This is a genomic window from Cytobacillus sp. S13-E01 (genome assembly GCF_029193815.1).
Taxonomy (GTDB): domain Bacteria; phylum Bacillota; class Bacilli; order Bacillales; family Bacillaceae_L; genus Bacillus_BV.
Window position 1 is genome coordinate 52,710 of record NZ_JARFVC010000019.1, and the last position, 11,028, is coordinate 63,737.

The window sequence follows — 11,028 nt, forward strand, 5'->3', positions numbered from 1 at the left end:
CTTCAAATACACTTGGAAAAAGGAAAGCATGATACCTTTATAATGCTTTTTCAAGCAACTTTGGTTTGGCAAAAATCATTCTTCCCGCTGATGTCTGCAGTACACTTGTTACGAGAACATCAATCTTTTTCCCGATGTAATCTCTACCTTCTTCAACAACAATCATTGTTCCGTCATCAAGATAGGCAACACCTTGATTATATTCTTTTCCATCCTTTATCACCTGCACATTTAGCTCTTCACCTGGAAGAACAACAGGCTTCACAGCATTAGCTAAATCATTTATATTTAAGACGGCAACACTTTGCAACTCACAAACCTTGTTTAAGTTAAAATCATTTGTCACTACGACACCTGCCGTTAACTTGGCAAGTTTTACTAGCTTGCTATCAACTTCCGAAATATCGTCAAAGTCCCCTTCATATATTTCTACCTTAATAGAAAGTTCCTTTTGAATACGATTTAATATGTCAAGACCTCTTCTCCCACGATTTCGCTTCAGTACATCCGAAGAATCAGCAATATGCTGTAACTCCTCTAATACAAATCGTGGAATAACGATAATCCCTTCTAAGAAACCAGTTTGACAAATGTCCGCTACCCTGCCATCTATAATTACGCTAGTATCTAGAATTTTTAACTTTTTGGCGATATTTTCATTTTCTTCCTCTTCTGCGCCCTTTTTCTTACCCATTCGATTCGAGATTGAAAAAACACTAACGAGCTCATCTCTCTTTTTAAATCCCACCTGAAACCCAAGATACCCTAGCAATAATGTAACAAAGATTGGAACGACTGTATTTACGACTGTAAACTGGATCGACTTCAATGGAATAACAATAAGAAAAGCAACGATCAAACCAAAAATTAAACCAAGACTACCGAATAATACATCTGTTACAGGTGCTTTTACCAGTGCTTCTTCAAGCCAGCGAATTAGTCCCACAATGTAATCGACTAACCAAAAAGTAGTAATAAATAAGATAATAGCACCTAAAATGGCGAGCGTATATGGTTTATCTAAATATGGAACATTACCGACATTTAACAGCTTAAATAGCTCGGGAATAAAGAAAATACCTAGCATTCCACCGATAATAAGAAAAAATAGCTGTACAATACGTTTTAACATTCCTTCACCTCCTCTTATCATTATTAACACTTTATAATAATTGAAACCCTCAATAAATAGATTTTTTAAAATGTAAAAAGAATGATACGGTAGTGTAAAATAGTCCCTCAACCCATATCAATAAAATCGTATCATCTTAATAAATAAGTGTCAATTTTCTAGAAAAAAATTTCATTTTATCATAGATGTACTGATTAATCAAATTTAAATTTGCCTATCAATTAGTAGTTGATCCTGAATTCGCTTTAAGCCTTCTTTTATTTTTCTGGCTCGTACTTCTCCAATTCCCTCAACCTCGACTAACTGTTCTACGGATGAGTTCATGATTTGTTTCATATTTTCAAAGGTAGATATTAAATTTTCAATAACAAGTGGTGGTAATCTCGGTATTTTACTTAATATTCGATAACCTCTAGTCGGTATTACTTCATCAGTGTTTGTTGATATATGGAAACCAAGGAGCTTTAATAGTACTGTATCATCTAATAACTCACGATTTGATAACGCTTGTAACTGCTCTAATAATTCATATGGTTCACTGCCTTTAATTTTCATATAATCTTTTATAACTAACGCTGCTTCTTTTTCAACATTGACAAGGAGCTCTGTCATTTGTAACCGGAGGAGTCGTCCTTCTGTTCCTAATTCATTGATATAGCAAAGTATTTCACTTTTTATGCGTAGCACCATCTCGATGCGATGTAGTACTTGTAGTACTTCTGAGTGAGTAACAAGCTCTTCAAACTCTAGCGCTCCTAAGTTTGTAAGGGCTTGATCTAAAACCGACTTGTACTTCTCCAATGTTTGAATTGCTTGATTAGCCTTGGTTAAAATTACTCCTATATCCTTTAAAGCATAACGAAATTCACCTTGGTATAACGTAATGACGTTTCGTCTTTGAGAAATAGCAATTACTAGACAACTAGTTTGCCTTGCAACTCTCTCTGCCGTTCGATGTCTCATTCCAGTCTCTGAAGAAAGGGTTTTAGAGCTTGGAATTAGCTGCGCATTGGCAAATAAAATTTTACTACCAGAATCATTTAAGATAATAGCTCCATCCATTTTTGCTAATTCATATAAATAAGCAGGGGTGAAATGGCTATTTATTTGAAAACCACCATCAACCAACTCTTTTACATATTCATTAAAGCCAACAACAATTAGTCCACCTGTCTTTGCACGGAGTACATTCTCAATACCTTCCCGAATAGGTGTTCCCGGTGCAATAAACTTAAGGATTTGATTCAAAGTATTCTCTCGTTTGTGTTGTTGTCCATTCATTCATTATCCCCCTAATGTATATTGTAGGGCTTGCCTTACATTTGCTACACCAATGACCTCTACCCCTTTAGGGAACGTCCAGCCTCCTATGTTTCGCTCTGGGATAATAACGCGTTCAAAACCTAGTTTAGCAGCTTCTTGAACACGTTGTTCAATCCTTGAAACCCGTCTTACTTCTCCTGTTAATCCTACTTCACCGATTACTACATCTGTTGGTTTTGGTGCCTGATCTCTAAAACTTGATGCAATACTAATAGCAACAGCTAAATCAATGGCAGGCTCATCGAGTTTTATCCCACCCGCTACCTTGAGATATGCATCTTGATTTTGAAGTAAAAGACCAACACGTTTTTCCAATACTGCCATTAGTAACGATACACGATTATGATCGACACCTGTCGCCATACGTCTAGGGTTACCAAAACTAGTTGGTGAAATTAATGCTTGAATTTCAACAAGGACAGGGCGTGTTCCTTCCATGGAGGCAACTACAGTAGACCCAGCAGCCCCTTTTGATCTCTCTTCCAAGAAGATCTCTGAAGGATTTGCAACTTCTTCTAACCCGGATTCCTTCATCTCAAAAATCCCCATTTCATTTGTTGAACCAAAGCGGTTTTTGACTGCCCTTAAGATACGGTAAGAATGATGTCGCTCACCTTCAAAATATAAGACGGTATCTACCATATGTTCTAAAAGCCTTGGCCCTGCAATATTTCCTTCTTTTGTTACATGACCAACAATAAATATTGCAATACCATTTGTTTTTGCTATTCTCATTAATTCAGCTGTACATTCTCTAACCTGTGACACACTTCCTGGCGCAGAAGTTATCTCAGAATTATAAATTGTCTGAATGGAATCAATCACTACAAAGCTTGGGTTCATTTCATGAATGGATTGTGAGATATACTCTAGATCAGTTTCTGCCAGAACATATAATTGGTCTGACATTACACCTAAACGGTCTGACCGTAACTTGGTTTGTTTAACAGATTCCTCCCCGGAGATATATAAAACTTTTTCGTTTTTTGCGATTTGAGAAGACACTTGTAGCAATAACGTTGATTTTCCTATTCCAGGATCACCACCAATTAATACAAGCGACCCACGAACAATTCCTCCACCTAACACTCGATTAAACTCAGAAATAGTTGTATATACTCGAGGTTCACTACTTGTTTCAATTGAGGAGATAGGTGAAGGTTTGGTGACTACTGAGGAATTGCTATGGGCAAACGCTCCCTTTCTTGCAGGCTTCATTTCTATTTCTTCAACTAAGGTATTCCATGTGCTACAGCCTGGACATTTTCCCATCCACTTCGCCGACTCATATCCACAGGATTGACAAATAAATTTCGTTTTCTTTTTAGCCATGAAAAAAGTCCTCTCTTATTAAATTACCAATAAAATGTAAAATTATGATTACGATTTTATAAAAACTAATTATAACCAAGCTTGAAACACTACTATTAAGTATTTCTTTAACTTATAAAAAAACCGAGATATACAACAAATGGTTATTTTAATTGTATACCTCAGTAACTTTATTTTATCCTTATTTTACCTTTTCCTTTTCTACGGTCCTTACAATAAACTCTCCATTTTCTATATCCATTACGATATTTTGACCTTTTTCGATTGAGCCTTTTAGTAACTCTTCAGATAATCGATCTTCAATTTGTTTTTGAATAGCTCTACGCAATGGTCTTGCACCATACTCTAAATCATGACCTTCTTCTACGATTTTTTCTTTAGCTGCCTCGGTTAATTCAAGATTAATATCTTGTTCAACTAGTCGTTTAGTCAACTGATTAGACATAAGAGTAACGATATCTTTCAAATGTTTTTTCTCTAATGAATGGAATACGATGATTTCATCAATACGGTTAAGGAATTCTGGACGGAATGCCTTTTTGAGTTCTTCCATTACTTTTCCCTTCATATCCTTATAATCTTGGACTTCATCTTGTAAATTAAATCCAACATATTTGTTACGTTTTAATGTACTAGCACCAACGTTTGATGTCATGATTACGATTGTATTTCTAAAATCAACCCTACGACCTTTTGAGTCAGTTAAACGCCCATCTTCTAATACTTGCAGCAAGATATTAAATACGTCTGGATGTGCCTTTTCAATTTCGTCAAGTAGTACAACAGAATATGGTTTACGACGTACCTTTTCTGTTAATTGTCCACCTTCTTCATAGCCTACATATCCTGGAGGGGAACCTACTAACCTTGATGTCGAGTGTTTTTCCATATACTCAGACATATCAACTCGTATCATTGCATCTTCATCACCGAACATCGATTCAGCTAATGCTCTTGCAAGTTCTGTTTTACCTACCCCAGTAGGTCCTAGGAATATAAACGAACCAATTGGACGTTTAGGGTCCTTTAAGCCCGCCCTTGCACGTCTGACTGCTTTTGCAACAGCTACAACAGCCTCTTCTTGACCAATTACACGTGAATGAATGAGTTCTTCCATATTCAATAATTTGTCAGTTTCAGTTTGTGCTAATTTAGATACTGGAATACCAGTCCAACTTGATACAACAGTTGCGATATCCTCAACCGTCACCTCAGAGTTTTCTTGACCTTGTTTTTCCTTCCAGGTTTTCTTAGTTTCTTCAAGCTTCTCACGTAATCGCTGCTCATTATCACGTAAGGATGCTGCTTTTTCAAATTCTTGGCTTTGAACAGCTGAATCCTTTTCTTTACGTACTTCTTCTAACTTCTGTTCAAGCTCTTTTAAATTTGGTGGTGCCGTGTAGGAACGAAGGCGAACTTTTGACCCTGCTTCATCAATTAAGTCAATAGCTTTATCAGGTAAAAATCGGTCTGAGATGTATCGATCAGACAATTTTACTGCTTGAATGATTGCATCATCAATAATGGATACACGATGGTGTGCCTCATAACGGTCTCTTAATCCTTTTAAAATTTGAATTGATTCTTCAATCGTTGGTTCATCAACTTGTATTGGTTGGAATCTTCTTTCTAGTGCAGCATCTTTTTCAATATATTTACGATACTCATCTAATGTTGTCGCACCAATACATTGTAGCTCTCCACGTGCCAAGGATGGTTTTAAAATGTTAGAGGCATCTATTGCGCCTTCTGCTCCACCAGCACCGATTAATGTATGAAGCTCATCGATAAATAAAATGATATTACCGGCTTGGCGTATTTCATCCATCACCTTTTTCAAACGATCCTCAAATTCACCACGATACTTCGTTCCCGCTACAACCGTCCCCATATCTAAAGTCATAACACGTTTATCTCGTAATGTTTCTGGAACTTCATTATTGATAATTTGTTGAGCAAGTCCTTCAGCTATCGCTGTTTTACCTACCCCTGGCTCACCGATTAACACTGGATTATTTTTCGTTCGACGGCTCAAGACCTCAATAACACGCTGTATTTCTTTACTACGACCGATAACCGGATCTAAACTGCCTTCTCTTGCAATCGCTGTTAAATCTCTGGCAAGACTATCTAATGTAGGTGTGTTTGCATTTGCATTGCCCCCACCCTGGTGCCCTGACGAGGATTCATTACTACCTAGCAGTTGTAGTACTTGTTGGCGTGCTTTATTTAAGCTTACTCCTAGATTATTTAATACTCTAGCAGCAACTCCTTCACCTTCACGAATTAAACCTAATAAAATATGCTCGGTTCCAACATAAGAGTGACCTAATTTCCTAGCTTCATCCATTGACAATTCAATAACCTTTTTTGCTCTAGGAGTATAATGAATCGTTTGTGACGCATCCTGTCCACGCCCAATTAAAATCTCAACTTCTTTTTGAATTTTATCAGGACCTAGTCCAAGAGCCACTAACGCTTTAGCTGCGATCCCTTCACCTTCTCGAATCAAACCTAATAAAATATGTTCTGTGCCAATATTATTATGTCCTAAGCGGACTGCTTCTTCTTGAGCGAGTGCTAATACTTTTTGTGCGCGTTCTGTAAATCTACCAAACATCATCGATCATCAACCTCCAAGCTCTCATTTGTTTTATCTTCTTCAAGCTCTAATCGTTCTCGAATTAACGTTGCTCTTTTAATGTCTCGTTCATTTGCTCGCAGTGCACCACCAGAATATAGCTGTAGAAAGCCTGGTTGTGTTAAGATAATTAATTCATTTAAGATATTTCTTGATATATTTTTTATAAATCCTAAGTCTATCCCCAGACGGACATCAGATAAGCATTTAGCTGCTTCTTTGGACTCAATGATACGACTATTTGCTAATATTCCATATGAGCGATAGACTCTGTCTTCTAATTGTATGTTAGAAGTCTTAACTAATGCTTCCCTTGCAGAGCGTTCTTGTGAAATCAATTGACTAACAACACTCTTTAAATCTTCAACAATATCCTCTTCTGCTTTACCTAATGTCATTTGATTTGAAATTTGCAGAATATTACCTAATGCTTCGCTACCTTCACCATAAATACCTCTAACCACTAACCCTAACTGATTAATTGCAGGTATAATTCGATTCATTTGGTCAGTAAGAATAAGGGCTGGCAAATGCATCATTACCGATGCCCGTAACCCTGTTCCAACATTCGTAGGACAAGTAGTTAAATAACCTCTCTGCTCATCAAATGCATAATCCACATATTGCTCAATCCAATCATCAAGTTCACCAGCAACCTTTAAGGCCTCTGTTAATTGAAAGCCTGGATATAAGCATTGAATACGGATATGATCTTCCTCATTTATCATTATACTAACTTCTTCATTTTCAGATAGTAAACAAGCACCAAAGGTTGAATCTTCAGCTAAGTTGGGGCTTATTAAATGTTTTTCAACCAACACTCTCTTTTCAATTGGTTGTAACTCATCCATCCTTAAAAGTTCAAATTCACCAATAGAATCAAATGATTTTTTTTCAAACTGTTCTTGAAAAAGACTAATGATCGCTTGCGATTCTTCATTCGTAGAAACGGTTGGGAAAAGCATATTTTCAAAATTCCTAGCTAAACGAATACGGCTACTTAGGACAATATCTGAATCAGGACCTTCTTGATTCATCCAGGGACTAATAGCTTTATTAATAAAACGTTGCAGCGACATAGATTACACTTCCCCCTCTCTATGCTCACTTACCTTTTTTTCCAAGGCACGAATTTCATCGCGAATCAAAGCTGCTTGTTCAAATTCTTCATTAGTTATTTGTTCCTTAAGCTTTAGCTTTAGTTCATCAATCTCTTTTCGGATATGAATTTGTCCTCCAGCTCGTTTTGGAATTTTTCCAATATGGGCTGTATTGCCGCTGTGTAATCTTTTCAATATCGGATTAAGTTGCTCATTAAACGTTCTATAACAGTTAGAGCAACCAAATCGTCCAACCTTAGCAAACTGTTGAAAAGTCATCTTACATTTTTCACATTGAACGACTTCATTGTTTACAAAAGTATTAGCTTTTGCTTCGTTAATCGTTGGTTCAATATTTAATAAGCCTGCTAATAAATTATTAATTGAAAATCCAGCATTGCCTGAGAACATAAACATTTCACTTTTTTCTTGTGCACAATGTTCACAAATGTGAACCTCAGTTTTTTCACCATTCATTATTTTTGTAAAATGCAAGGTTGCAGGTCTTTTCTTACAGTCTTGACATATCACCTTACTATCACCTCTCCCGTGCTAGTTCCTAAATCATTGGCATAAAAATCATATACTACTTATACATTAAAGAAGTAAGCATAGCTCTTAACATTCTGGCACGTAATTCATCTCTATAAGGAAGCTCTATAAAAAGAACAGAGCGATCGATAACACTTAACATTATCTTAGCTTCCCTTTTAGAAATAACTTCTTCACCGACTAAACGATAGATGACATCTTCAGCACTAGCTTGTGAAATTCGTCGATCTATAAGGTTAAGCAATTGCTCAAATAAATGTGATTCATTATGAGTTTTCACCTTCATAATGCGAATGTAGCCACCCCCACCCCGTTTACTCTCAACAATATACCCACGCTCTAATGTAAAGCGTGTATTAATAACATAATTAATTTGAGATGGGACACATTCAAATCTATGAGCGACTTCATTTCGTTTTATCTCAACAATATCCCGATCACTCATATCTAGAACTTGTTTTAAATATTGCTCAATGATATCGGAAATATTTTTCACTCTGATTCCCACCCCTGACTTTGACTATATTTGACTTTAATTTTAAATTGAATTCAAAAATATTTCAAGGTTTTGGCTTACTACAGATTTTAGCCTTGCCAATTTATAGTGTTATCTAAACCATTTATTAAAAGATTTTTTCAACTTTCTCCATTTTAGCTATTTCTTCAAACAATAGTATTTTGTCTTCTTTCCTTTTGAAATCAGCTTCAATCGTATAACGGAACACATCTCTCTTTTTACTTTTCGCATAACGTAAAGAGATATTTAAAATCTTTACCTTTTTTGATTCAAACACGTCAATTATATTTATTAAGGATTGCCCCTCCTTGACGACTATATGAAAATATTGCTTTTTTGACCTATTCAGCACCAACGTTTCAAACTTGTTTAAGAAAATAAGACTCAATAGGACAACAATTGTTGTAAGAATGGCTGGTGCAAACATTCCAACCCCTACTATTAGTCCTAATCCTGCCACTACCCAAATAGAAGCAGCAGTAGTTAGTCCCTTTATGGTCGCACCTTTTACTAATATGGTACCTGCCCCTAGAAATCCAATTCCACTAATAACATAGGATGGAATGCGAGCAGGATCAAATCGTATATTTTCATGGTCGTTTAAATATGGCTCAAATCCATAAAGTGATAGGAGCATCATTAAACATGAGCCCACTCCAACGAGAAGATGAGTTCTAAAACCTGCTGGATGTCGATTAAATTCCCGCTCTAACCCAACCAGACCACTTAATAATGCGGCAAGAAAAATACGAATCGTCATCGTAACAAATTCATCATTAAATATGTATGATAGTAAAGCCTCCATAAGATTCCCCCCCATTACAATACCCGCTAGCGCTAAAATTAAAACTTATATGCAAAAGGATTTCTATTATATATACGAAAGATAGACAAAGGTATTACTATAATTTGTTTTTGTAGGATAATGAGAGGGTGGTAGAAGATACATAATTCAAGGAAGATGGTTCTTCTTAATGGGTAACTGTGAGATATGATTATTTAAAAAGCTAGAATGATAAGTTTTTTTATATAAATGGATGGCCTGACTTCTGCATTGTCACAGGATGGGGCGGTTTTGGCGGAAATTCCATTTAAATTGCATCGGTACGCGAGCTCTATCGTATTGGTATATGTTGTTCATTTTAAAGGGAATAAAATTGGAGATATAGTAAACGGTAGCTTGCTAACTATAACACCTTTGAATATTTCAATTCTATGAGTGAACGGTATAGCATAGTTGGTTATTAGAACCTAATAGTTGTTATTGATTCGTTCTTAATAAAGACTATATTGTTCTCATGATAGTATTTTTTAGAATTAGACGAGTATTTTATGAAGTTTGACGAGTATTTAAGGGATTAGACAAGTATTTTGTACTATCCGACGAGTATTTCGCTAGTTTTGAAAAGCATTTTCAATTTTGTCAAGTTTACGGTCTTATTAATCTATCTATGGATTGAATATTTCTCGACTGGGTCATCTAGTTTGAAGCTTATTTTACCTTTTTCTTTAAAATTACTATATAGTTAGGATTTTTGGCATAATTTTAAAGTGTTTAAAATAGAAATGATTATTTTCCTTAATAACACCACGGTTTAAACATTTATACAAAAAAGAACCAGCTTACAGCTGATTCTCTCACTTTGCTTGGCAACGTCCTACTCTCACAGGACTTGGCCTTGGTTGGCCTGACTTCTGCGTTGCCACAGGATGTGGTGACCTTAGCAGAAGATCCATTTTACTACCATCGGCGCGCAAGCTTTAACTTCCGTGTTCGGCGGTCGGCTTCCGATTACCTTCAGTATCCTGCGTCAGATTCCCTCTCTGCGATCCTCGTGTACGCAGTACACTCCAGTTCTCTTTCGTTCACTTCCTTGTCTACTTCGCTTCTCGAAACCCGACCCTACTTTGTTTTTCACTCTATTACATTTAAAACCTCACGGTTTTATATAATACCTAAAGAAGAAAATAATCATAACACCAAAAAAGAACAAGAACCAGCTATAAAAGCTGATTCTCTCATTTTGCTTGGCAACGTCCTACTCTCACAGGGGGAAACCCCCAACTACCATCGGCGCAAAAGAGCTTAACTTCCGTGTTCGGCATGGGAACGGGTGTGGCCTCTTTGCCATAGTCACCAAACATATGAAGGATTTGTTCCTTCAAAACTAGATAACGTTAGACATTCATGTAAGTATTTTGGTTAAGTCCTCGAACGATTAGTATCAGTCAGCTCCACACGTCACCGCGCTTCCACCTCTGACCTATCAACCTGATCATCTTTCAGGGTTCTTACTAGCTTGTGCTATGGGAAATCTCATCTTGAGGGGGGCTTCATGCTTAGATGCTTTCAGCACTTATCCCTTCCACACATAGCTACCCAGCGATGCCCTTGGCAGAACAACTGGTACACCAGCGGTGTGTCCATCCC

The 11,028-nt window shown here is 36.6% G+C and carries 8 protein-coding genes and 2 rRNA genes; all 10 read right to left on the bottom strand.

From position 1 onward, the window contains the following. Nucleotides 1–37 precede the first annotated feature (37 nt). Nucleotides 38–1,132 (bottom strand): PIN/TRAM domain-containing protein, encoded by a 1,095-nt coding sequence (locus PY093_RS12990; RefSeq protein ID WP_275646299.1) that lies wholly within the window; start codon nt 1,130–1,132, stop codon nt 38–40. A gap of 204 nt (nt 1,133–1,336) precedes the next feature. Beyond that, nucleotides 1,337–2,413, bottom strand: coding sequence for a DNA integrity scanning diadenylate cyclase DisA (gene disA, locus PY093_RS12995; RefSeq protein ID WP_275646300.1), 1,077 nt, complete (start codon nt 2,411–2,413; stop codon nt 1,337–1,339). A gap of 3 nt (nt 2,414–2,416) precedes the next feature. Beyond that, on the bottom strand, nt 2,417–3,787 hold the full coding sequence (gene radA / locus PY093_RS13000; RefSeq protein WP_275646301.1) for a DNA repair protein RadA: 1,371 nt from the start codon (nt 3,785–3,787) through the stop codon (nt 2,417–2,419). A 181-nt stretch (nt 3,788–3,968) separates the two neighbouring features. After that, the gene (gene clpC, locus PY093_RS13005; protein WP_275646302.1) at nt 3,969–6,410 is read right to left on the bottom strand and encodes an ATP-dependent protease ATP-binding subunit ClpC; all 2,442 of its coding nucleotides are present in this window, start codon (nt 6,408–6,410) and stop codon (nt 3,969–3,971) included. Beyond that, nucleotides 6,407–7,507, bottom strand: a complete 1,101-nt coding sequence (mcsB, locus tag PY093_RS13010; RefSeq protein ID WP_275646303.1) for a protein-arginine kinase McsB — start codon at nt 7,505–7,507, stop codon at nt 6,407–6,409. Before mcsB ends, clpC begins: the two co-directional genes overlap by 4 nt. A 3-nt stretch (nt 7,508–7,510) precedes the next feature. Continuing rightward, nucleotides 7,511–8,059, bottom strand: a complete 549-nt coding sequence (mcsA, locus tag PY093_RS13015) for a protein-arginine kinase activator protein McsA (RefSeq protein ID WP_275646304.1) — start codon at nt 8,057–8,059, stop codon at nt 7,511–7,513. A gap of 55 nt (nt 8,060–8,114) precedes the next feature. After that, nucleotides 8,115–8,576 (bottom strand): CtsR family transcriptional regulator, encoded by a 462-nt coding sequence (locus PY093_RS13020; protein WP_275646305.1) that lies wholly within the window; start codon nt 8,574–8,576, stop codon nt 8,115–8,117. A gap of 127 nt (nt 8,577–8,703) precedes the next feature. Then, entirely contained in the window at nt 8,704–9,402 is a 699-nt protein-coding gene (locus PY093_RS13025; RefSeq protein ID WP_275646306.1) for an MgtC/SapB family protein, read from the bottom strand. Nucleotides 9,403–10,623: 1,221 nt separating this feature from the next. After that, a 5S ribosomal RNA gene (gene rrf, locus PY093_RS13030) occupies nt 10,624–10,739 on the bottom strand. Between the two features lie 57 nt (nt 10,740–10,796). Further along, nucleotides 10,797–11,028, bottom strand: a 23S ribosomal RNA gene (locus PY093_RS13035); the annotation flags it as partial.